This is a genomic window from Chryseobacterium sp. CG10_8 (assembly GCF_058117085.1).
The window spans coordinates 1-22,241 of record NZ_JBYVEB010000051.1 but is presented as its reverse complement, the minus strand read 5'-3'; the positions used below and the strand labels follow the sequence as shown (position 1 = coordinate 22,241).

At 34.8% G+C, this 22,241-nt stretch carries 23 protein-coding genes; 15 read left to right on the top strand and 8 right to left on the bottom strand.

The genetic code is table 11. The features are described from left to right. Positions 1–184: 184 nt before the first annotated feature. From AC4AGG_RS09600 to AC4AGG_RS09590, 3 genes are read right to left on the bottom strand one after another with little or no spacing between them, the layout of a single operon-like run. Positions 185–673, bottom strand: coding sequence for a hypothetical protein (locus tag AC4AGG_RS09600; RefSeq protein WP_489771774.1), 489 nt, complete (start codon positions 671–673; stop codon positions 185–187). A gap of 33 nt (positions 674–706) precedes the next feature. After that, complete coding sequence (locus tag AC4AGG_RS09595) at positions 707–1,285, bottom strand: phage tail-like protein (RefSeq protein ID WP_489771773.1); 579 nt, start codon at positions 1,283–1,285, stop codon at positions 707–709. A 49-nt stretch (positions 1,286–1,334) separates the two neighbouring features. Continuing rightward, positions 1,335–2,651, bottom strand: coding sequence for a phage tail-like protein (locus tag AC4AGG_RS09590; RefSeq protein ID WP_489771772.1), 1,317 nt, complete (start codon positions 2,649–2,651; stop codon positions 1,335–1,337). A gap of 89 nt (positions 2,652–2,740) precedes the next feature. Here AC4AGG_RS09590 and AC4AGG_RS09585 point away from each other — a divergent pair, with 89 nt between their 5' ends. From AC4AGG_RS09585 to AC4AGG_RS09515, 15 genes are all read left to right on the top strand, one after another. After that, a complete protein-coding gene (locus AC4AGG_RS09585) occupies positions 2,741–5,605 on the top strand; it encodes a M16 family metallopeptidase (RefSeq protein ID WP_489771771.1) in 2,865 nt (954 codons plus the stop codon). A gap of 222 nt (positions 5,606–5,827) precedes the next feature. Next, positions 5,828–6,919, top strand: a complete 1,092-nt coding sequence (locus AC4AGG_RS09580) for an FAD-binding oxidoreductase (protein WP_489771770.1) — start codon at positions 5,828–5,830, stop codon at positions 6,917–6,919. Between the two features lie 19 nt (positions 6,920–6,938). Continuing rightward, on the top strand, positions 6,939–7,232 hold the full coding sequence (locus tag AC4AGG_RS09575; protein ID WP_489771769.1) for a hypothetical protein: 294 nt from the start codon (positions 6,939–6,941) through the stop codon (positions 7,230–7,232). 117 nt (positions 7,233–7,349) lie between these two features. Beyond that, on the top strand, positions 7,350–8,288 hold the full coding sequence (gene paaA, locus AC4AGG_RS09570) for a 1,2-phenylacetyl-CoA epoxidase subunit PaaA (RefSeq protein WP_489771768.1): 939 nt from the start codon (positions 7,350–7,352) through the stop codon (positions 8,286–8,288). A 99-nt stretch (positions 8,289–8,387) separates the two neighbouring features. Beyond that, positions 8,388–8,672, top strand: coding sequence for a 1,2-phenylacetyl-CoA epoxidase subunit PaaB (gene paaB / locus AC4AGG_RS09565; protein WP_489771767.1), 285 nt, complete (start codon positions 8,388–8,390; stop codon positions 8,670–8,672). Between the two features lie 81 nt (positions 8,673–8,753). After that, positions 8,754–9,494: a 1,2-phenylacetyl-CoA epoxidase subunit PaaC gene (gene paaC, locus AC4AGG_RS09560; RefSeq protein ID WP_489771766.1), complete on the top strand. Its 741-nt coding sequence runs from the start codon at positions 8,754–8,756 to the stop codon at positions 9,492–9,494. A gap of 77 nt (positions 9,495–9,571) precedes the next feature. Then, entirely contained in the window at positions 9,572–10,036 is a 465-nt protein-coding gene (paaD, locus tag AC4AGG_RS09555; protein ID WP_489771765.1) for a 1,2-phenylacetyl-CoA epoxidase subunit PaaD, read from the top strand. A 111-nt stretch (positions 10,037–10,147) separates the two neighbouring features. Further along, positions 10,148–10,948: an enoyl-CoA hydratase/isomerase family protein gene (locus AC4AGG_RS09550; protein ID WP_489771764.1), complete on the top strand. Its 801-nt coding sequence runs from the start codon at positions 10,148–10,150 to the stop codon at positions 10,946–10,948. A 77-nt stretch (positions 10,949–11,025) separates the two neighbouring features. Then, complete coding sequence (locus tag AC4AGG_RS09545) at positions 11,026–12,174, top strand: 3-hydroxyacyl-CoA dehydrogenase NAD-binding domain-containing protein (protein ID WP_489771763.1); 1,149 nt, start codon at positions 11,026–11,028, stop codon at positions 12,172–12,174. A gap of 99 nt (positions 12,175–12,273) precedes the next feature. Beyond that, on the top strand, positions 12,274–12,687 hold the full coding sequence (locus tag AC4AGG_RS09540) for a PaaI family thioesterase (protein ID WP_489771762.1): 414 nt from the start codon (positions 12,274–12,276) through the stop codon (positions 12,685–12,687). A 12-nt stretch (positions 12,688–12,699) separates the two neighbouring features. After that, positions 12,700–13,767: a tetratricopeptide repeat protein gene (locus AC4AGG_RS09535; RefSeq protein WP_489771761.1), complete on the top strand. Its 1,068-nt coding sequence runs from the start codon at positions 12,700–12,702 to the stop codon at positions 13,765–13,767. Positions 13,768–13,776: 9 nt separating this feature from the next. Next, positions 13,777–16,287, top strand: coding sequence for a phenylacetic acid degradation bifunctional protein PaaZ (gene paaZ / locus AC4AGG_RS09530; protein ID WP_489771760.1), 2,511 nt, complete (start codon positions 13,777–13,779; stop codon positions 16,285–16,287). A gap of 22 nt (positions 16,288–16,309) precedes the next feature. Beyond that, complete coding sequence (locus tag AC4AGG_RS09525; RefSeq protein WP_489771759.1) at positions 16,310–16,693, top strand: GxxExxY protein; 384 nt, start codon at positions 16,310–16,312, stop codon at positions 16,691–16,693. Positions 16,694–16,813: 120 nt separating this feature from the next. Continuing rightward, positions 16,814–17,602, top strand: a complete 789-nt coding sequence (locus AC4AGG_RS09520; RefSeq protein ID WP_489771758.1) for an enoyl-CoA hydratase/isomerase family protein — start codon at positions 16,814–16,816, stop codon at positions 17,600–17,602. Position 17,603: 1 nt separating this feature from the next. After that, positions 17,604–18,833, top strand: coding sequence for a cation:proton antiporter (locus AC4AGG_RS09515; protein ID WP_489771757.1), 1,230 nt, complete (start codon positions 17,604–17,606; stop codon positions 18,831–18,833). A 55-nt stretch (positions 18,834–18,888) separates the two neighbouring features. On the opposite strand, the gene AC4AGG_RS09510 is transcribed toward AC4AGG_RS09515, so the two are convergent. The 5 genes from AC4AGG_RS09510 to ybiA are packed head-to-tail and all read right to left on the bottom strand — an operon-like array spanning position 18,889 to position 22,091. Continuing rightward, positions 18,889–19,578 (bottom strand): SIR2 family NAD-dependent protein deacylase, encoded by a 690-nt coding sequence (locus AC4AGG_RS09510; RefSeq protein WP_489771756.1) that lies wholly within the window; start codon positions 19,576–19,578, stop codon positions 18,889–18,891. 44 nt (positions 19,579–19,622) lie between these two features. Then, a complete protein-coding gene (locus AC4AGG_RS09505; RefSeq protein ID WP_489771755.1) occupies positions 19,623–20,135 on the bottom strand; it encodes an O-acetyl-ADP-ribose deacetylase in 513 nt (170 codons plus the stop codon). Further along, positions 20,122–21,033: an ADP-ribosylglycohydrolase family protein gene (locus AC4AGG_RS09500; protein WP_489771754.1), complete on the bottom strand. Its 912-nt coding sequence runs from the start codon at positions 21,031–21,033 to the stop codon at positions 20,122–20,124. The genes AC4AGG_RS09505 and AC4AGG_RS09500 overlap by 14 nt, the downstream gene beginning before the upstream one ends. A gap of 33 nt (positions 21,034–21,066) precedes the next feature. Then, complete coding sequence (locus tag AC4AGG_RS09495) at positions 21,067–21,543, bottom strand: macro domain-containing protein (protein WP_489771753.1); 477 nt, start codon at positions 21,541–21,543, stop codon at positions 21,067–21,069. After that, on the bottom strand, positions 21,543–22,091 hold the full coding sequence (gene ybiA / locus AC4AGG_RS09490) for a riboflavin biosynthesis intermediates N-glycosidase (protein ID WP_489771752.1): 549 nt from the start codon (positions 22,089–22,091) through the stop codon (positions 21,543–21,545). The genes AC4AGG_RS09495 and ybiA overlap by 1 nt, the downstream gene beginning before the upstream one ends. Positions 22,092–22,241: the final 150 nt, after the last annotated feature.

Below are 22,241 nucleotides of genomic sequence, written 5' to 3'. Positions count from 1 at the left end.
TGATAAACTAAAAGCGTTTGGATTACCAAGCGTTTTTTTTTGATAAAAGCTTTGCTTTTAAAGCAAAAAATATCCGAATAGGAGACCTATTCGGATAAAAAAAACACAAATGAACGATCCTTTTTTGCAAAACGCTTAAAAATATACTTATGACAAAGAGCGTTTTTCTAAGTTTAAAAGGATATTACTTATTTTTGAGAAAAAGTTCTCTAATCATTGATTCTCCACTTTTTTCAAATCCTGAAATATCATATTTTCTTGAAATCAATTTATTCGTATTTGAATAAAAATTGATAATAAAGTAGGTATGTAATCCTTTTTTTTCAATATCTATTCCCGATAATTGTTGAATGGGTATTTCTAAAACCGGTTTAATTGGTTCTTTTTGTATGGGATGGCACCTTTTTATGGTTATGATTTCACCTGAGCTTTCAACATCAATATATCTAAGATTTGCCAGTCGATAAAATAAATATGCTAGAATAACCATTAATGAAAATTTAATGATATTTGTTAGAAACTGATCTGTAATTTTAAAAAGGTAAATCACGAATAATGCAACAACTGCAAGCAAGATTAATACAATGATAAAGAAAAGTTCTTTTCTTACTTTTTTTGAATTGTTAGCCTTATACATTGCGGTCTTTTTAATTTTAGGAAATGCTTTCTCCATTCGTTTAGAGAGTGGAGAAAGCATATTAATTGATTAGGGTTTCCAGAAGCTCCATTTGCTTCCGTTGAAAACAGCTAAGCGTTTAGCTCCTGTTTTGTTGACATAAACCATCATTCCAGGACTTGGACTTGGTATTAAGTTAACATCCTCAACGATGGGTAAAACCATTGCTTTGGTAGTACTCTCTAGAACCAGGACTCCATTGGCTGTAGTCGTATCAGAACCAATAATCGCCTTGGAATCAACCTCTCTCGATGAAAACAAATTCTGAAATATTAGTTCCGTAGAAACTGTTCCATCTTGTCCACTTAAGTCTGTCCAACCTGCACTCCCTGATGTCGTGTTCTCATTGTAATACTTTACTCGAGCCTTTAATGGATCCGTGGAATCCAAGATAATTGTTCCAGGGGTAGGTGAACTTGGTAAGGTCGTTACATAAGGTAAGATGATTCCTTTGTTCTTGTTCATTGGGAAATCTAATAGTACGGAAGCAGTACTGAGGCTTCTCTCCTCTGCACTTCCTTTCTTGCCTCCTATCACTACTTGGGAATAAGCCATGCTGCCTACTACAACCAAACTTAATCCTAGTAGTCTTGTTTTTATATTTTTCATTGTTTTTTTTCTAATTATTAATTGTTAATTTTTAATTCTCAATTAATCCTTATGGACATGTTGGTGTTGAGAAACAACTCCATGAGTTACCGTCATAGATTTTCAAACATTTTGCGGTGGTGTCATACACCATCATTCCTTCTACCGGATTAGTAATCTTAGCTGCTATTACACTTGGTGTGGTCTGACCTTCGATTTCTACTGTAGTCATTCTAGTAATCACAAATCCTTTTTTACTTGATTCTAATGCAGTAAATCCTGACTTTCTATTCAATGGCCATCCTCCATGCGGTAGTCCTGCTCTTGTTAATAAGGTGATGCCATGTTTGGTCTCATCAGCCTCTGCAGTATTAGTGACAGGATTATGACAAACACAGCTAGCGGATTCTCCTGCTGCATAAATATAGACACTTACGGTTGCAATACTATAATTTGTAGTATTGGTTGTTTCAGTTACTCTATATTGTATTGTATAAGTTTGACTAGGTGTAGCGCCAGAACCTACCATAACATTACCATTAGATGTAACGCTAATAACTCCTTGTGGATCTGCAACTTCAGTAGAAACTGTATAATTTGCTTGTGCTAAAGCTGAACCATTTGCAGTATCATTGGTCAATACATTTCCTATATTACCAGTAGTCGATGGACAAGTTGATAAAGTATCGTTATTTGCAGTAAGACAATCTCGCAAATTAAGTGTTATTGTAGCAGTATCAGTACCAGTACAAAGACCATTAATTGTGTACACAAACGTATAAGTTCCCGGTGTAGCGCTTCCTGAATTCCAGTTACTTCCCGACAACAATCCGCTATTTGTAGTTTCTGTCCAAGTACCGTAATTATCAAAAGTACCTGACAAATAATCATTCAAATCTACTGAAGTAATATCACTACAAATAACATTGGTACTATCATTACCCGCTTGCGGATTTGAAGTGTTAGCTGTTATTGTAAAAAATAATGTGGTATCTACGCAAGGTGAACTTGTAGGAGAAGTAATATGTACTCCATAAGTACCTGCGCTTGTAGCAGAATTAAAGTTAGGAAAGTTTAAGACACTTGATGTACTTAATATTACTGAAGGATTTGCGGTATTGTACCACTGATAGTTTAAGTATGGTGCATCTAATACGGCAAGTGATCCGTTTGCGCCTTCACATAAATTTGCAGGAGTAATAACAGGAATATTTAGTGTCGCAATGTCAAACTCTCTATTTAGAGTGTTTCCACAGCTATCATATACTTGTACAATATATCTTCCTGTAGGTAAATTAGTAAATAGATTATTAGTTCCATTATCTAATGTAATAGGTGATATAATTCTATACTTTAATGGAGCTACACCGCCTTCAGCCAAATTCAATCCATTTTGGTTACAATAACAATACTTGTTTGGATTTCCAAGCGCTTTTTAGTTTTCTAATAATTACCTTTGTCATAATTAAGAATTCAATGCAAAATCAATATACAGAACATACAATGACCGACACTAACGGTTATCAATACTCAGAAGTTGCGCACGATATTTATGGTGTTAGAACTTACACTTTGGAAAACGGATTGCAAGTTTATTTGGCCAAAAATGATGAAGCGCCTTCCATCCAAACCTATATTGCTGTAAAAACAGGTTCCAACAGAGACCCAAAAGACAATACAGGTTTGGCTCATTATTTAGAGCATATGATGTTTAAAGGAACATCAAAAATCGGTTCTGCTAATTGGGAGATAGAGAAAGTTTTGTTAGATGAAATTTCTGAATTGTACGAACAACACAAAGCGGAAACCAATCCAGAAGTAAAAAAAGAAATCTACAAAAAGATAGATGAGTTGTCTCAAACAGCTTCTGGATACGCAATTCCAAATGAATACGATAAGTTGATGACTTCCATTGGAGCATCAGGAACCAATGCGCACACTTGGCTGGATGAAACCATCTACAAAAATGTGATTCCAAAAAATGAATTGGAAAAATGGTTGATGATTGAAAAAGAACGTTTTTCCAAATTGACTCTACGTCTTTTTCATACCGAATTAGAGTCCGTTTATGAAGAATTCAATCGAGCTCAGGATAACGACAGCAGATTGGTTAATTATACCTTGATGGAACTGCTCTTCCCGACTCATCCCAATGGACAACAGACGACACTTGGGAAAGCAGAACATCTTAAAAACCCTTCCATGAAGGCTATTCACGAATATTTCGATAGCTTTTATGTTCCTAATAATATGGCGGTGATTTTGGTGGGTGATTTAGATTTTGAAAAAAGCATTCAGTTGATTGACGAATATTTTGGAAGCTTCAAAAAAGTAGATTTTCCAGAAAAAGAAAACATCGAAGAACAACCTATTACCAAAATTGAATCCAAAACCGTCAAAAGTCCATCTATGCCTCGTCTTCAATTGGCTTGGAGAACCGATTCGTTCGGAACTCGCGAGGCAAGATTGGCTGAAATTTGTGGTCAAATTTTATCCAATAATGGTGAAGTTGGATTGATGGATTTTAATATCAATCAAAAGCAAAAAGCACTTCGAGCCGTGACTTACACCTATGCTTTCAAAAACTATGGATACATTTCTTCGGTTATTGTTCCTAAAGAAAATCAAACTCTAAAAGAAGCCGAACAACTCGTTATTTCTCAATACGAATTATTGAAAAAAGGAGAATTCCCTGATTGGATGTTGGAAGCGATTTTTAATGATATGAAATTGCAACGTCTGAAATCTTGGGAAACCGCGAATGGATTGGCAACGACGCTATATGATAACTTTATCAAAAACAGAACTTGGAAAGAAGAGTTAGAAGATTTGGGTGAATTTTTGACGATAACCAAAGAAGAAATCGTAGCATTTGCAAATGAGTTTTTCCAAGGCAATTATGTGGTGGTTTACAAAGAACAGGGAGAAAATGAAGATTTAATTCGAGTTGAAAATCCTGGGATTACACCCATCAAAATCAATCGTGACCAAGATTCGGAGTTTTTCAAAATGATTCAAGGGATTCCCTCGTCAGAAATTAAGCCCCATTTCATTGATTACGATAAGGAAATTGAAGTTTCTGAAATTGCTCAACGAAAGTTTTCGTTTGTAAAAAATAAGTACAGTGACATCGCTCAAATGAATTTTATTTTTCCTTTTGGGAAAGATAATGACCGAACTTGGGAATTAGCTTTTACGACTTTGGATTATTTGGGTACCTCGAAATTTTCACCTGAAGATATCAAAGCAGAGTATTACAAGTTGGGGATTACTTTCAGTTTCAAAGTTGCTAATGACCACATCAGCTTGATGATTTCTGGTTTGGAAGAAAATATGGCGCAAGCGGTACAATTGCTTATTCAAAATCTAATGGACTTACAACCCGATGAAGAAATTTATCAGGAAGTCGTTTCAACGATTTTGGAGTCTCGTAATTATGCTAAAAATGATAAAGGAAAAATATTGAACACCTTAGTTAATTATGCTAAATACGGCAAAGAATCCCGAATGACAGACGTGATTTCTAAGGAAGATTTAATGAAAATTTCTTGCTCAACCTTGACACAAAAGGTCAACGAAATTTTAAGTTATCCATTTGATATTTTCTTTTATGGAAAGGAAGTTGGAGCGTTTAGGGATACTGTTCAAGATTTAATTCCAACGCTATCGAAAGAAATTCCAGCCCCGAAAGTTTATCCTGAAAATCCAACTTTAGGTCAGGTTTACTTCACCGAATATGACATGGTGCAAACCGAAATGATGAAGGTAGGACAAAGCGTTTTGGTTAATCCATACGATTTCGGAAAAGTGAATGTCTTTAATGAATATTTCGGGCGCGGATTGTCGAGTATCGTTTTTCAGGAACTTCGTGAAAGTCGTTCTTTAGCGTATTCGGCTTATGTTTCATATTCGGCTTCAAGTGAGATAGATACGCATAATTATGTCTTTAGTTATATAGGAACGCAACCAGATAAATTGACTCAAGCCAATGAAGCGATTAAGGATCTGCTGAAAGATTTCCCAAATATTCCGCAACAGTTCGAGAATGCGAAAAACACCATGTTGAAGCAGATTGCGAGTGGAAGAATCAATCGTCAGAATATCTTTTTCAAGCATTACAATCTTTTGAAATTGGGTGTTAACCATGATTTGCGAAAAGACCTATACGAACAAATTCAGAATTTGACTTGGGATAATTTCTTCGAATTCTATAAAACTCAGGTTCAAAATTTGAGTTTTAATACCGCATTATTGGGCAAAAGGGAAGATATTATTCAAAAAAATCCTGAATTTGAAAGCCAATTGGTTGAACTGACTTTGGATGAAATTTTTGGTTATTAACTTAGAACCAAGATTTGAGAGTCAAGAATAAAGACTTTCAATTGGGGTACATAAAATCAGTAGAAATGGGCTTTAGCCCATTTTTTTTTAATCAATCGATTTCGGCTTTAGCCTAAAATGAAAAATTTTGATTAATATTTCATTTGCAAATTGTGCTTTTTAGAAACCCTAAAAATGATTATATTTGGAAAACACACATTTTAATGATAGTTATCTAAATATATGCATCATTTTTATCAACTAAAAACTACGAAAGTCAATAAAGAAACCAACGATTCTGTTCATATTGCTTTTGAAATTCCGGAATCGCTCCGACACGAATTTTTGTTCAAACAAGGTCAATATCTTAATGTACGTCATGTTTTTGGGGAAGAAGATTTACGTCGTTCTTACTCCATTGTCAATGCGCCAAGTGAAGGAAATGCCGAAATTGAAATTTTGGTGAAGCATTTGGAAGGAGGACGAGTATCGACTTACCTTAATCAAGATTTGAAATTGGGTGATACTGTTGAAGTTCTCGCTCCGCAAGGACATTTCTACACCAATTATCATCCTAGTAATGATAAAACGTATATCGGAATTGCGGCGGGAAGTGGTATTTCGCCTGTGCTTTCTAATATTAAAGAAGCTCTGTATCAGGAACCGAAAAGTGTTGCTTATTTGCTTTTTAGCAACAAGAGTGTTACCGATATTATTTTCAAAAAGCAAATTGACGATTTAGTTGAAAAATTTCAAGGGAGGTTAAAAGTGATTTACTTGCTTTCCCGTGAAAAGCATTATGAAGACGAATTGTTTGAAGGTCGAATTTCTTCAGAGAAATTGAATCAAATTTTTGATAAATTCCCTGAAATCAATGTTCAGGAATCGACTTATTTTATTTGTGGACCGTCGGAAATGATTAAGACGCTTTCGGACTTTTTGAAAACAGAGAAGAAAGTGCCATCACTTCAAGTTTTGTTTGAGTATTATGTCGCTCCGGACGATGACGCTAATCACGCAGAGATGAGCGAAGAATTCAAGAAAATTCCGAACATCGAAAGTTTTGTGACTTTAATTATTGACGATGATGAATATTCAATCCACCTTAATTCGAAGAAAGAAAGTATTTTGGATAAGGCACTGAAAGATAACTTGCCTGTTCCGTTCGCTTGTAAAGGCGGAGTTTGCTGTACTTGCAAAGCGCAGGTCATGGAAGGAGAAGTTTTTATGGAAAAAAACTTTGCTTTGACCGAAGAAGAAGTAGAGCGTGGTTTTGTGTTGACGTGTCAATGTCATCCAACAACCAATATTGTGTTATTGAATTATGATGTTTAATTTTTTTAAATTTTAAAAAATGGACAAAATTAAATTGGCAAAAATCAAAGGGAATCAGCCTTCATACAAGTTTGCTTCCTTTATTGAAGTTAATAAAGAATATAGAGTCGAGGGAATTAATATTTGGAATCATTATTGGCATTGCTCCGATCGTAATGTCGAAGTTTTCGGACCTATGGAAGGACAAGTGTATAACTTCAAAGAGTATGAAATTAGAGCGGATGACAAAGCTGTGAAATTTGTCGCAGGAGAATTTATTAATGGCCAAATCGGACTTTACGTAAAGGATGATTTGAGTGATGGAAAACTTTAAAAAATGTACCAATGAATCAATCCAATAATGTACCAATGGATATCAGTTATGCTGAGCTTAGTCGAAGTATTTCATTGTTAAACTGTTAGATTTTTACATTGTTAAATTATAAAAAAAATGAATCAAGATAAATTTTTAGACTACGTTCAGGGAGAAAACAAGGTGGAACCCAAAGACATGATGCCCGATGATTATCGAAAATTATTGGTGCGTCAGATTTCTCAGCATGCCCATTCTGAAGTGGTGGGAATGCTTCCAGAAGCTAATTGGATTACAAGAGCGCCTTCTCTTAGAAGAAAAATGGCGTTGTTAGCAAAGATTCAGGATGAAGCAGGTCACGGATTGTATTTGTATGCTGCAACCGAAACTTTAGGCGACGGAACAATTCATGCAGACCGTGATACAACATACAGCGATATGTTGGAAGGAAAAGCCAAGTATTCGAGTATTTTTAATTATCCAGCGTTAAGTTGGGCGGATATTGGTGCGATTGGTTGGTTGGTTGACGGTGCTGCAATTATGAATCAGGTGATGTTAATGGGAAATTCTTACGGGCCTTATTCCAGAGCGATGGTAAGAATTTGTAAGGAAGAATCTTTTCACCAAAGACAAGGTTACGAAATTCTTATGACGCTTTGTCGTGGAACCAAGGAACAAAAGCAATTAGCACAAGATGCGTTGGATCGCTTTTGGTGGGCTGCATTAATGATGTTTGGACCAAATGATGATGCTTCGCCTAACTCTCAAAAATCGATGAATTATAGAGTGAAAAAAGAAAGTAACGATTCTCTTCGTCAGCGTTTTGTGGATGTAACAGTTCCTCAAGCTGAATTTTTAGGCTTAAAAGTTCCAGATCCTAATTTGAAATTCAATGAAGAAACAGGACATTATGAGTTTGGAGATTTGCCGTGGGATGAATTTTACGAAGTACTAAAAGGAAACGGACCTTGCAACAAAAAACGCCTTGAAACCAAACGCAAAGCACAAGCCGAAAACGCTTGGGTAAAGGAGGCAGCGATTGCTTACGGTCAGAAATGTAACAATGTATCAGTGTAACAATTTAACAATCAAATTTTAATTAAGGAGTGTAACTTACAACATAAAGGATTTAATTGGTAAACTGTTACATTTTTAAATTGGTAAATTATTTTAACTATGAGCAATAATTTAGATATGTGGGAAGTATTTATCCAAACCAAACCTGGACTATCTCACAAACATGCTGGAACAGTACAAGCAGCAACCGCAGAATTAGCATTGCAAAATGCAAGAGACGTATATACCAGAAGAATGGAAGGAACTTCGATTTGGGTTGTTCCAAGCAAATTTGTGGTAACAAGTGAAGGTATGGACAAAGAAGCTTTTTTTGATCCAGCTGATGATAAATTGTATCGACACCCGACTTTTTATCAAATTCCTAACGACGTGAAAAATATGTAATGCCGACTTTTAGAGCATAGAGAAAAGAATAAAGACTAAAATCTTTTCTCTTTTCTCTCTGATCTTTATTCTATATAAAAAATGAAAAATTATATCTTAAAAATTGCAGATGATTCCCTAATTATAGGACAAAGACTTGGAGAATGGTGTGGTAAAGGTCCGTACCTCGAAGAGGATATTGCAATTATCAATATCGCTTTGGATCAATTAGGGCAAGCCAATAATTTTTACAATATCGCGGTAAAACTTTTTGCAGATGGAAGAACCGCAGATGATTTTGCCATGCTTCGTGTGGAGAAAGATTATCTCAATGCTCAATTGGTTGAGTTACCAAATGGCGACTACGCCCAAGCAATTCTGAAAGCCTATTTTTTCGCAGTATATCAAAAATTCTTATACGAAAGTTTGAGCCATTCTGCAGATGAAGATGTAAAAGCTGTCGCTATCAAATCTTTGAAAGAGGTTAAATATCATCTGACTCATGCTTCAACATGGATGCAAATTTTTGCGCAAGGAACAGAAGAGAGCCGAACTCGATTATTGAATGCAGTTTCCAATCTATGGGAATATACAGGAGGTTTGTTTGATGAGGTGGAAGATGAGGAGAATTTAGTTGCGCTTAATTTGATTCCATCTTCGAAAAAATTATATGAAGAATGGATGCAAAAAGTAACTGAAGATTTTGCGAAATTTGGATTAGAAGTTCCAACTGAAACATTCATGCAGAAGGGAAGCCGAAAAGGAGTTCATACAGAGTATTTTGGCTATATCCTTTGCGAATTGCAATATATGCAGAGAACGTATCCTGATTGTACATGGTAAAATCAATTAGATAATTTGAAAATGTAATAATGCAACAATTTTTGATAATTTCATTGTTACATTGATAAACTGATACATTGGTAAATTTATTAGACATATTATCCCAAATCCCAGATCCTGAAATTCCAGTGATTAACATCGTTGAATTAGGAATTGTTAGGGATGCAAAATGGCTTTCTGAAGAAGAGGTAGAAATCATTATTACTCCGACTTATTCTGCTTGTCCAGCTATGTTTAATATTGAAGAAGATATTATTAAACTCTTTAAAGAGCAGGGGATTTCAGCAAAAGTAACAACTCAAATGTTTCCTGTCTGGACCACCGATTGGATTACGGATGAAGCGCGAGAAAAGCTGAGGCAATACGGAATTACGCCACCAGAAAAGGGAGCGGATGAAGACCATCTCAACGTTCCGAAAAAATGCCCAAGATGTGGTTCGGAAGATACAAAGCAAATCAGCCGTTTTGGTTCGACTTTATGTAAGGCGAGCTATCAATGCAATGATTGTTTGGAGCCATTTGATTATTTTAAATGTCATTAGTTAGAGCCAAAAACTAAGAGCCAAAGCATAAGTAAAAAGTAAAATACTCAGGATAAATTTAGAATTCAATATTTATAATTTATCTATTATCAATCATCAATAATAAAAACAATGTACACACAATTCGAAGTAGAAAATCATTTTGATGGAAAACTAAAGATAGTTTACCTTAATCAACCCGAAACGCTTAATGCGCTTAACAAATCTTCACTTTCCGAACTTAAAAGTTTTTTTGAAGATTGTAACAATGACGAAAATCTTCGTTGTGTGGCAATTTCCGGAAGAGGAAAAGCTTTTTGCTCTGGACAAAATTTAGATGACGCTTTTGTTCAAGGGAAGGACCATCATGAGGAGCATATCGTTTTCAATATTGTGAAGGATTATTACAATCCATTGGTTATGGAATTAACTCGTTGCAAAAAACCAGTTGTTTCTTTGGTTAATGGTCCTGCAGTAGGAGCGGGAGCGATGTTAGCATTGATTTGTGATTTCGCTTTAGCATCAGAGAAATCCTACTTTTCTCAGGCTTTCTCCAATATTGGACTAATTCCTGACACAGGTGGGACCTATTTCTTGCCACGATTGGTAGGGAGACAAATGGCTAATTACTTAACATTTACTGGTAAAAAACTTTCTGCTGATGAAGCTAAGACTCTTGGATTGGTTGCTGAAGTTTTTACTGAAGAAGAATTCATAGAGAAATCGATGGAGATTTTGGAAAGAGTAGCCAACATGCCAACTTCTGCTTTAAAATTGACCAAGAAAGCATTCGCTCGTTCATATGATAACAGTCTGAAAAAACAATTAGAATTAGAAGCAGAACTTCAACAGAAAGCAGCACATACAGACGATTTTTACGAAGGTGTAGCTGCGTTTTTAGAAAAAAGAAAACCTGATTATAAAGGAAAATAAACTTTAATTTAACAATGTAGCAATGTACCAGTTTACCAATGAATTGTTACATTGTTAGATTGATACACTGTTACATTATGAAAATAGGAATCATCGGTTCTGGAACCATGGGAATTGGTATTGCACAAGTGGCAGCGACCAACAACTGTGACGTCTTTTTATTTGATGTCAATGCTGAACAGACCGAAAAGTCTTTAAAAAATTTAGAAAACACGCTTCAGAAATTAGTTCAGAAAGAGAAAATTTCGAAGGAAGATGCCAATGGTATTTTTAATCGAATTAAACCATGTACACAACTTGAAGAACTTCGAGATTGCGATTTGGTTATTGAAGCGATTGTTGAGAATAAAGAAATCAAAACTAAGGTTTTCGTTGAATTAGAAAATTACGTTTCGAGGGATTGTGTGATTGGTTCTAATACCTCGTCCATTTCGATTACCTCTCTTTCTTCCGAACTTAAAAATCCCGAACGTTTTATCGGGATTCATTTCTTTAATCCTGCTCCTTTGATGCCTTTGGTTGAGGTGATTCCTGGACTTTTAACTAAGAATAATCTGGATACAGAAATGTGTGATTTGATGAAATCTTGGGGGAAAGTTCCGGTTATTGCAAGGGATATTCCTGGATTTATTGTCAACCGAATTGCAAGACCTTATTATGGTGAAGCGTTGAGAATTGTTGAAGAAAATTTGGCAACGGTAGAACAAGTTGATGATGCGATGAGAACTCTTGGAAATTTCAGAATGGGACCATTTGAATTAATGGATTTGATTGGCGTGGATGTTAATTTCTCTGTAACGACAACGGTTTATAAAGATTATTTCTACGATCCCAAATACAAACCAAGTCTGTTGCAACAACGAATGAGCGAAGCCAAACTTCATGGAAGAAAAACAGGAAGAGGTTTTTACGATTATTCGGATTCTAAGAGCCAACAACCGAGAACCGAGAATCAAGATTTAGAACAAAATAAAGAATTGTATGAAATGATTTTCATGCGAATTATTTCGATGTTGATTAATGAAGCCGTTGAAGCCAAAAGATTAAAAATCGCTTCCGACGAAGACATCGAACTCGCAATGCAAAAAGGGGTAAATTATCCCAAAGGTTTACTTTCTTGGGGAAAAGAAATTGGTTTTGAAAAAATTTCCGAAACTCTTCAAAATTTATACAACCAATATCAAGAAGAACGATACCGACAAAGTCCGTTGCTTCGCAAAATGTAACAATATAACAATATGAAAATGTATCAATGTAACAATTAAAATTAAAGCGAATTATTTAATTGTTAGACTGTTACATTGTTTAATTGGTAAATTTATAATATGACACCTTTAGAACTCGCACAATACATGCTCAATCAAGATGAATTTTCCAAATGGATGGGAATAAAATTGATTGAAGTCCGTGAAAAATATTGCCTTATCGAGATGCCGATAAAAGAAGAAATGATTAATGGTCTGAAAACTGTTCATGGTGGGATTACCTTTTCTTTAGCTGATTCGGCATTGGCGTTTTCTTCTAATAATACTAACGATGCTTCGGTTGCATTGAACTGTATGATTTCATTTACAAAAGCGGTAAGAATGGGCGATACACTTATTGCAGAAAGTATTTTGATGGCAGATACAAGAAAAACAGCAGTTTATGATATTTCGATAACCAATCAACACAAAGTTTTGGTGGCTACTTTCCGAGGAACTGTCTACAAAATCGATAAAAAAGTGACGGAATTATAAATTTTTATTACAATGAAAAAAACACTTGTAATTTTTTTTGTGATTTGTTTTCAAATCTTTTATTCGCAAGAAAAACAGTTTAAGTGCGAAAAAGTTTATGATGCTGTAAAGTTAATTGACGATAAAAAGTATAGTGAAGCTATTTCGATTTTAAGAGAGTGTGAAAAGATTGATCCGGAGGATTTTACCTATCCTTATGAGATTGCATTGGCTTATACTGACAACAAGCAGTATCAAGAAGCTATCGATCAATTGCTTAAGGTAAAAGACTACAAAAATATCAACGAGCATTACTTTCAATTATTGGGTAATAACTACGATTATATTAATGATTCTAAAAAGGCCGTCATGGTTTATGATGATGGTTTGAAAAAGTTTCCAGACGCAGGAAGATTATATTTGGAAAAGGGAGTGATTCTCGAAAGTGAGAATAAACATCGTGAAGCTATTTCTGTCTATGAAAAAGGAATTTCAGTGGCTCCAATGTACTCGTCCAATTATTATCGAGTGTCCAAAATTTATCTTAACTCTTCAGATAAGCTTTCAGGGTTGATTTATGGAGAGATTTTTATGAATCTTGAGAGAACAACAGGAAGAACTATTGAAATGAGTAAGTTATTATACGATACCTACAAAAGTTCTGTAACTATTGCTAGTCCAAATGAAAAAAAGATAGATTTTTGTGATGTTGTAATTAATGTGGAAAAATTTGATGTTAGTAAGAAACTACCATTTTGCGCAATCTTCGCTAAGAGCTTTATCTTGGCGACTGTAAGCGAGACTAAAGTTGATTTGGCTTCTTTATCACGGATGAGAATTGATTTTTTAAAGAATTATTATCAGGAAGATTACAAAAACTACCCCAATGTTTTGATTGATTATCACAAAAAGTTACTTGATAACGGACTTTTGAAAGCTTATAATTACTATATATTTCAAAAAGGGGGAGAAGAAGAGTTCAAAAAATGGTATACCGCTGAGAAGTCGGAATACGAAAAATTTGTTTCTTGGTATACTTCTAATGAAAATTATTTGAATATTGATAAAGCAAATTTATTTATTTCAGATTCAGTTAAATAACAAGATAAAATGAAACTAAAGAACTATATAACAGGACAATGGATTGAAGGAACTGGAACCGGAATTCCATTGCATAATGCTGTCAACGGAGAATTGGTCGCTGTTTCGGATACGGAAGGACTTAATTATGAGCAAGCGTTGGATTATGGACGAACTGTCGGTTACAAAAATTTGTCATCAATGACATTTTACGACCGTGGCGAAATGCTTAAAAAAGTGGCACTTTACCTTCTTGAAAGAAAGAAAAAATATTACGAACTATCTTATAAAACTGGAGCAACTCACATCGATTCTTGGGCCGATATTGAAGGAGGTTTTGGAACATTTTTCACGTATTCAGGTTTAGCAAAAAGAATGTTACCGAATACACCATTTTGGGTCGATGGAGATGTTCAAAAAATTTCAACGAATGGAACTCATCTTGGAACGCATATTTTGACACCAAGTGAAGGAGTTTCGGTTCAAATTAATGCTTATAATTTTCCAGTTTGGGGAATGTTGGAGAAATTATCCACTTCACTTTTGGCGGGAGTTCCCAGCATTGTAAAACCTTCACCTTACAGTTCTTATCTTACCAATGAAGTTTTCAAGGATATGATAGAAAGCGGTTACCTTCCAGAAGGTGCAGTTCAGTTAGTTTGTGGCGAACCTGGTACTATTTTAGATTTTGTAAAAGATGGTGATTCTGTGGTTTTCACCGGTTCTGCAACTACAGGTAGAAAGCTGAAAGCGTTGCCTTCAGTTTCAGGAAATGCTGTTAGATTTAATATGGAAGCAGATTCATTAAACTGTTCTATTCTTGGTTTAGACGCAAAAGTGGGAACTCCAGAATTTGATTTATTTATTAAAGAAGTTAAAAGTGAAATGACTACCAAAGCTGGACAAAAATGTACAGCAATCCGTAGAATTATCGTTCCTGAAAATTTAGTAGGCGATGTTCAAAATGCCTTAGCAAAAGCACTTGACCAAACCAAAATCGGAAATCCTTTGAACCGTGAAACAAGGATGGGCTCTATTGTTGGGAAAGACCAATTAAAAGTTTTGGAAGATAAAGTAAATCTTCTAAAATCTGAAACCGAACTTATTTATGACGGAATACACGATTTGGTAGAAGCCAATTACGAAAACGGAGCATTTTTTACACCTAAAGTTTTTTATAACGACAAACCTTTTGATAAAAATATTTCTCATGAAGTAGAAGCTTTTGGGCCAGTTTCTACCATTATGCCTTATAAAGATGCGGAAGAAGCTGCAGCTTTAGCAAAACGCGGAAAAGGAAGTTTGGTAGGATCTATAATTTCTCATGATGAAAAATTTGTTGCCGAAACTTCTTGGAAAATGGCTTCTACACACGGAAGAATTTTTGTGTTGAACCGAGATAATGCCAAAGAAAGTACAGGTCATGGTTCTCCGTTGCCAACTTTAATGCATGGTGGACCTGGAAGAGCAGGAGGTGGCGAAGAAATGGGTGGCTTGAACGGACTTCACTTTTTCCTTCAAAAAACAGCAATACAAGGTTCTCCAGATATTTTAACGGCGATTACCAAAGTCTATACACAAGGTGCAGAAAAGAAATTCGCAGATAAACATCCTTTCCAAAAATATTTTGAAGAAGTGGAAGTTGGAGATTCTTTAGAAACGGCAGGAAGAACGGTAACAGAAGCTGATATTGTGAATTTTTCTAATGTTTCTTGGGATCATTTTTATGCACATACCGATGCAACAAGTCTTAATAATACTATCTTTGATAAAACCGTTGCACATGGATATTTTATCCTTTCCGCAGCGGCAGGATTGTTTGTTTCGGGTAAAAAAGGACCTGTTATTGCAAATTATGGTTTAGAAAATGCAAGTTTCTTTAAACCAGTGTATGCAGGAGACACCATTACGGTTTATTTGACGGCAAAAGAAAAAATAAATCGTGGAGTAAAAGGAAGAAATATTCCTAGTGGTGTAGTGAAATGGTTGGTTGAGGTTGTCAATCAACGTGAAGAAGTAGTTTGCGTTGCTACCATTCTCACTTTAGTAGCCAAAAAATCTCCTTTTATAGAACTTAAAAAAGATAAAATTCAAAAATTATTGAATGGATTAACCGAAAACTCTGAAAGAAAATTTGGGGTAATGTCTCCACAAATGATGGTAGAACATTTGGAAGAAGTGCTTCGAAATGGTTTTGGAAATTTAAAACCAGAAGACTTTCCAGAAATTCCAGAAGAGCAATTAGAAAAACTTCAAGATTGGATTTACACAGAAAAGAAAATAAGACCAGGAGCTAAATATCCACTCTTAAAAGAAGGCGAAGTGCCAGAAAAAAGATTTAAAAATTTGGATGAAGCCAAAACCAAACTTATAGAAGCAGTGAAAGAATTTTTAATCTATTACCGAGAAAATCCAAACGCAAAACATTTTCATCTGCGTTTCGGAGTCCTTAATAAAGAAATGATGGAGCTGTTCCAAAGAAAACATTTTACACATCATTTTGAGCAGTTTGATTTAATCCCGCAGATTTCGCAGATTTAAGAGTAAATTTTGATAGTTGTCTATGGAGGATAATGAGATTACTTTTCTGATTCGGAAGGCGATATTTAATGTCTATAATGAACTTGGTCCAGGTTTGTTGGAGTCAGTTTATGAAAAAGTTCTGTTAATAGAATTAGAGGAGTTAGGATTAAAGGTTTTATCTCAAGTTCCTGTTTCTATTAAATATCGAGGTTTGTTGATTGAAAATGGTTATCGAATTGATATTCTTGTGGAAGACCGAATCATTGTCGAAATCAAATCAGTTGAAGAATTGGCAAAAGTGCATCATAAACAAATATTGACCTATCTTAAGTTAACAGGTTTGAAGCTTGGAATTCTTGTGAATTTTAATACAGACCAAATTGATAAAAGTATATTCAGAAAAATTAATAGTCATAATGATTGAGATATTAAATTTTATAGAATAAAGCAGTCATAAAATAAACAAATAAAATTATAGAATATCTTCAAAAAGGAAGAATCCGTGAAATCTGCGGGATAAATATTCAGTTTAAAAAAATAAATCATGAACGATAAGCAATCTTTCGAAAATAGTTTCGTAAACTCAGAAATTAAAAACCATATCGCCGAAATTACATTTGGGACACCAAAGAGCAATTCGCTTCCGGGAGAGATTTTAGAAAAATTAGCGCAAACGATTTTGGATGAAGGTGCAAAAAAAGAAGTGAAAGCCATTTTGGTAAAATCCGAAGGCGAAAAAGCATTTTGTGCAGGAGCCAGCTTTGACGAATTATTGGAAATAGAAGAATTGGAAACTTCTAAAAAATTTTTCGGAGGTTTTGCAAAGGTTCTCAACGCGATGAGAAACTGCGGTAAAATTGTCGTTGTAAGAGTTCAAGGTAAAACAACAGGAGGAGGAGTTGGTTTGGCTTGTGGAGCAGATTATTGTTTTGCTACTCAAGATTCGGCTTTGGCTTTAACGGAAATAAATTTGGGAATTGGTCCTTTCGTTATCGGTCCTTATGTAGAGCGAAAAATTGGAAAATCTCAGTTTGCAGCGATGGCGATTGATGCTGATTTTAGAAGTGCGAAATGGGCGGAAACGCATAATATTTACCATTCAGTTTCTGAGAGTATTTCGGAAATGGATCGAGAAATTTCATTATTTTTAGAAAAACTTTCGACAAGAAGTGATGAAGCTTTAGCTTTAATTAAAAAAGTGTCTTGGGAAGGAACTGAACATTTTGACCAATTGATGCCCGAAAGAATTCTCATGAGTGCGAGTCTGATTTTGGAAGATTCAGCAAAGCAAAATATCGAAAAAATTAAAGTTAAATTGAGAGAAAAGAACTAAAATGGGCGCTTACGAAATTCTTATTATTCTTATTTGTTTGTCCGCAGCTTTCGCTTACATCAATGGACGTTTTTTGAAACTACCTTTTGTTATAGGTTTGTTTTTTCTATCGACATTGTTGTCAGTAGTGGTTATTTCATCCCAATTTTGGATGGATATCGATATTCATAATTTGGAGAGTTATCTTGAGAAGGCGAGGATTGATGAATTGATTATTAATGTTTTTCTTGGTTTTTTACTTTTCGCTGGTGCACTTCATACCAATTGGAGCGACCTGAAGTCTCAAATAAAGTCCATTGCCAGTTTTGCGTTGGGAGGAGTCATTCTCTCAACCATCATCATTGCCACATTATTCTTTTATACTGCACAGTTTTTAGGTTTGAATATTGAATTTATATATTGCCTATTGTTTGGGGCATTAATCTCACCTACTGATCCGATTGCAGTTTTAGGGATATTGAAACAAGCTGGCGTTCCTAAAAAAACGGAATCCGTGATTGTTGGGGAAAGTTTGTTTAATGATGGTGTTGGTGTTGTATTATTTATTGCACTTTTGGATACATTGAAGTTAGGAGAATTTAGTGTTGATCATTTCGCGGTTTTGTTTGTTCAAGAAGCTATTGGCGGAATTATTTTGGGATTAATTTATGGCTACTTCTTGCACCTTTTAATGAAATCAATTGACCATTACGAAACCGAGGTTTTATTAACGTTGGCCTTTGTGATGGGTGGATATTATTTAGCGAATTATTTCCATATTTCTGGTGCGTTATCAATGGTCGTTATGGGATTAATGGTCGGGAATTTCCGAACCAATGTAGCGATGAGTGACACTACTCTGGAATATGTTCACAAATTCTGGGAACTGGTGGATGTTGTTCTTAATGCTCTTTTATTTATTATTATCGCATTCGTTTTAATGTTGGTTGATTTTGAAAGAAGTTATGTGATACTTGGTGTTCTCTCTATTTTTATTATCCTGTTGACTCGAGCATTTTTGGTGTATTTCCCTCTAAGTAAATTTCCAAAATTCTTTAATCTCGACCGTGGTGATGCTAAAATTATTACTTGGGGCGGTCTTAGAGGAGGATTGTCCTTAGCTTTAGTACTATCTCTGCCTTCTTCAATTGAAAAAGAAGAATTATTGGTTGCTACTTATATTGTGGTATTGTTTAGTATTTTGGTTCAAGGATTAACGATTGGAAAGGTCGCTAAATCAGTGCAGAAATAATTCTAATAAATATATAAAAGAATGACCGTTAGGAAATTGCTCTAACGGTCTTTTTTTATTCTTTGGATTTTTCAACAAGTAAAGGGAAAAGTTTTTCCATTCCTTTTGTTGCTGGTTCTTTGAGTACTACAGCTCGTTTTCCGTAGCTCATGCTGTCGTCTGGATTGATTACGATCAGCAAACAATCATTCTTGATGTCTTGTAATAATCCAGCAGCCGGATAAACTTGCAAAGAAGTACCGATAACTAAGAAAATATCAGCCTCTTTTGTGAGTTTTACAGCTTTATTCATTAAAGGTACATCTTCTCCAAACCAAACAATAAAGGGTCGAAGTTGTGCTCCATCTTCAGCTTTATCTCCGATGTTGATGTCTTTTTCCCAGTCGTAAACTAAGTTTTTGTCTCGACAAGAACATGCTTTTTTCATTTCACCATGAAGATGAAGAATTTTTGTTGAACCTGCTCTTTCATGCAAGTCATCAATGTTTTGCGTGATAATTTGAACATCAAAATATTGTTCTAATTCTGCGACCAAAAAATGAGCTTGATTAGGTTCTGCCTCGCTCATTTTTCGACGTCTTTGGTTGTAGAATTCTAAAACCAGTTCTCGGTCTTTTCTCCATCCTTCAGGACTTGCTACATCACGAACATCATGGTTTTCCCATAATCCATCGCTGTCTCTAAAGGTTTGTATTCCGCTTTCGGCACTGATTCCTGCGCCTGTTAATATGACTAAGTTTTTCATTTCTTTAAATCTTAATATTCATCAGAATACTTGAAATGATTTCTCTAAATCTCAAGTAATTCTCTATAAATCTTCATGTTATCTTCATCATAGCAAACAAAAATCACTTTCTCAAGATTTTCATTTTCAAAATTTCTCACTTGTTCAAATGCTATTTCTGCAGCTAATTTTTTTGGAAATTTATATATTCCTGTACTGATATTAGGAAATGCTATCGTTTTGGCCTTTAATTTTTCAGCTAACAAAAGACTGTTTTTATAACAGTTTTCAAGTTGTTCTATACATTCCTCTTCTTTGCTATTCCATCTTGGTCCGACTGTATGGATGACATATTTCGTTGGAAGATTCCCGCCAGAAGTGTAAACTGTGTATCCAACTTTACAACCTCCTTGTTTATTTCTAATAGCAATACATTCATCTAAAATTTGTTTTCCTCCAGCCCTGTGTATTGCACCATCAACACCACTTCCACCAAGAAGTGATGAATTAGCAGCATTGACAATTGCGTCAGTTTCTATTTTGGTTATGTCGCCTTTTAATAATTCAATCTTCAACATAAAATATACTGTTTTTCCAATTTTCAACTTGGTTTTTCCATTCCATGGGAATATTATCAGAACCTAAAACACTTACACCGCCGAACATTGCGCAAATGGTATCTCGGTCTCCCAAGGCAGAAACGGATTCCCAAAGTCCTTTTTCAAAATAATTGCGGTAACGAGAAAGCATCCAAATAACCATGGGAACGGTATCTTGAGTGGTCATTTTAGTACCGTTTCCCAAAACACTCACCAATGTTTCGATATGATGTTCTGAATCTAAGTGCAAAACCTTATTCAGTTTGGATTTCGTATCCGTGTCTCCTAACTCATTTTTAATTCTATCTATGAATTCCTGTTGAGTACAGTTTTCCAATCCTAAATATTCTCGAACTGTAAAAGCGGAAGCCAAAGCAATAGCTTTTGTTCCATCAATTGCCTCTTTGTTGGCGTGAGTGACTTCACATGACAAAAATGCTTGATGTTTTAACATATCCAGATCATCATAAAAATAGGCTCCAATTACGGTTGCTCTCATCGCACCCCCATTTCCCATAGATCCCTGACCTGAAAACTTGGCATATGACACATTTCTCCAATTTTCTCCCTCTTTAATTTCGCGAAAATATTGGTGCATGGAAGGTCCATATCCTCTATTAATGTCAAGAAAATAATTTTTGGTAAACTCTTGAGCCAAATAATCTTGATTGATCACGCCATATTTTTCTAAGGATTTATAGATCGCAATGGACATCACTGTATCATCCGTGAATTCCCATTGCGTTTCTGGGATTATCTTTTGGTCAATGTGAGTTTTTATCATGGATTGTTCTCCAAAGAAACTCTCTCCAAAAGCATCTCCAATCGAAGTTCCTACTACTGACTTTTGCGCTAATTCTAATCTATCAGGTTTCATTATTTCAAATTTTTAGCTACGACTTTTGGAATTTTACCCAAAATCATAAACGTAGGTTGCAATTTCGTCTTTTAATAATGTTTTTTCAATTAAAGGTTCAATTTCTTCCCATTTTCCTCCTGCTAAACCGCAACCAATTCTTGGCATATGGACGGAAGCTCCTAATTCTTTGGCTTCTTTACACAATTTTTCCAAGCATTGTTCGATAGCGTCGTATCTCACAGGAACACCGTTGCTTCCTGTTTTTATACCTTTTTGACCAATCATGTTGGAAACGTAAATGTATTTTTCGACTTGAATGATTTGAATTTCTCCCAATCCGAAATTATTTTCGCTTCGGAAACGATGCCAATTTCGATACTCTTTTTCTGGTTGATCCCATCGTTTGGAAATCGCCATCACAAATCCTTTTCCCCAACCTCCGATGTCGTTGCAAATATGTGCAATGATTTTAATTCCACTTGCTTGTGGTGAAGTTGCATCGCCTTTTAAATAGTGCATCTTTTTCATCACTTTTCATTTAATAAATCTCTTACTTCCATCAGAGCAAAGCCGAGTAAATTTTCTCCTTTCCAACATAATGGATTTTCAACTTTAGGATTGCTTTCAAGCATTCCGATTCCCCAAATTCTGTCATAAGAACTGGCTTCAACTTTGATTTTATTATTTGTTCCCAAAAGGAAATTTTTTAAATTTTCATTCTGCGAAAACTTTAGAAAGTTACCTTTTTTTACTATATCATATTTATGGTCATCCCAAATTTTTGGGTCAAAATTTTTAACTTTCTTTCCTAAAGCTTTTACTTGTTTTGGGTCTTTGGTTTGCAGAATTTCATTCAATACTTCCTTATCATTAAAAAGTCTTGCTTTTCCTGCCATCATATAATGTTCTGCGGTTAAATATTGTATTCCGTTTTCTTCAAATAGACTTGGATACCACTGACTAAAACAAGTTTTACCAATAACTTCTTTTGCAGTATGTCCCCAAAAGAAGAGGAATTTCAAATTTTCTTTCTTTTGGAATTTCTCTATGGTGTTTTGTAAATTATATTTCATCATTTTAAAATACTATTTGTGTTTTAATAACGCAAATTTAGAATAAAATTTCTTCTCACCAAATTTTTTGTGTAAAAATAACACTATTTAGAAATTTTCTAATGATTACGACGAAAATTGTACTTATTAAGAAATTGATAACTTGTTTAAAAT

What these genes read in the sequence shown, in the direction of transcription:
- AC4AGG_RS09600 (WP_489771774.1), bottom strand. Translation starts at nt 673, where the DNA reads ATGGAGAAAGCATTTCCTAAAATTAAAAAGACCGCAATGTATAAGGCT.
- AC4AGG_RS09595 (WP_489771773.1), bottom strand. Translation starts at nt 1,285, where the DNA reads ATGAAAAATATAAAAACAAGACTACTAGGATTAAGTTTGGTTGTAGTA.
- AC4AGG_RS09585 (WP_489771771.1), top strand. Translation starts at nt 2,741, where the DNA reads ATGCAAAATCAATATACAGAACATACAATGACCGACACTAACGGTTAT.
- AC4AGG_RS09580 (WP_489771770.1), top strand. Translation starts at nt 5,828, where the DNA reads ATGCATCATTTTTATCAACTAAAAACTACGAAAGTCAATAAAGAAACC.
- AC4AGG_RS09575 (WP_489771769.1), top strand. Translation starts at nt 6,939, where the DNA reads ATGGACAAAATTAAATTGGCAAAAATCAAAGGGAATCAGCCTTCATAC.
- paaA (WP_489771768.1), top strand. Translation starts at nt 7,350, where the DNA reads ATGAATCAAGATAAATTTTTAGACTACGTTCAGGGAGAAAACAAGGTG.
- paaB (WP_489771767.1), top strand. Translation starts at nt 8,388, where the DNA reads ATGAGCAATAATTTAGATATGTGGGAAGTATTTATCCAAACCAAACCT.
- paaC (WP_489771766.1), top strand. Translation starts at nt 8,754, where the DNA reads ATGAAAAATTATATCTTAAAAATTGCAGATGATTCCCTAATTATAGGA.
- AC4AGG_RS09550 (WP_489771764.1), top strand. Translation starts at nt 10,148, where the DNA reads ATGTACACACAATTCGAAGTAGAAAATCATTTTGATGGAAAACTAAAG.
- AC4AGG_RS09545 (WP_489771763.1), top strand. Translation starts at nt 11,026, where the DNA reads ATGAAAATAGGAATCATCGGTTCTGGAACCATGGGAATTGGTATTGCA.
- AC4AGG_RS09540 (WP_489771762.1), top strand. Translation starts at nt 12,274, where the DNA reads ATGACACCTTTAGAACTCGCACAATACATGCTCAATCAAGATGAATTT.
- AC4AGG_RS09535 (WP_489771761.1), top strand. Translation starts at nt 12,700, where the DNA reads ATGAAAAAAACACTTGTAATTTTTTTTGTGATTTGTTTTCAAATCTTT.
- paaZ (WP_489771760.1), top strand. Translation starts at nt 13,777, where the DNA reads ATGAAACTAAAGAACTATATAACAGGACAATGGATTGAAGGAACTGGA.
- AC4AGG_RS09525 (WP_489771759.1), top strand. Translation starts at nt 16,310, where the DNA reads ATGGAGGATAATGAGATTACTTTTCTGATTCGGAAGGCGATATTTAAT.
- AC4AGG_RS09520 (WP_489771758.1), top strand. Translation starts at nt 16,814, where the DNA reads ATGAACGATAAGCAATCTTTCGAAAATAGTTTCGTAAACTCAGAAATT.
- AC4AGG_RS09515 (WP_489771757.1), top strand. Translation starts at nt 17,604, where the DNA reads ATGGGCGCTTACGAAATTCTTATTATTCTTATTTGTTTGTCCGCAGCT.
- AC4AGG_RS09510 (WP_489771756.1), bottom strand. Translation starts at nt 19,578, where the DNA reads ATGAAAAACTTAGTCATATTAACAGGCGCAGGAATCAGTGCCGAAAGC.
- AC4AGG_RS09505 (WP_489771755.1), bottom strand. Translation starts at nt 20,135, where the DNA reads ATGTTGAAGATTGAATTATTAAAAGGCGACATAACCAAAATAGAAACT.
- AC4AGG_RS09500 (WP_489771754.1), bottom strand. Translation starts at nt 21,033, where the DNA reads ATGAAACCTGATAGATTAGAATTAGCGCAAAAGTCAGTAGTAGGAACT.
- AC4AGG_RS09495 (WP_489771753.1), bottom strand. Translation starts at nt 21,543, where the DNA reads ATGAAAAAGATGCACTATTTAAAAGGCGATGCAACTTCACCACAAGCA.
- ybiA (WP_489771752.1), bottom strand. Translation starts at nt 22,091, where the DNA reads ATGATGAAATATAATTTACAAAACACCATAGAGAAATTCCAAAAGAAA.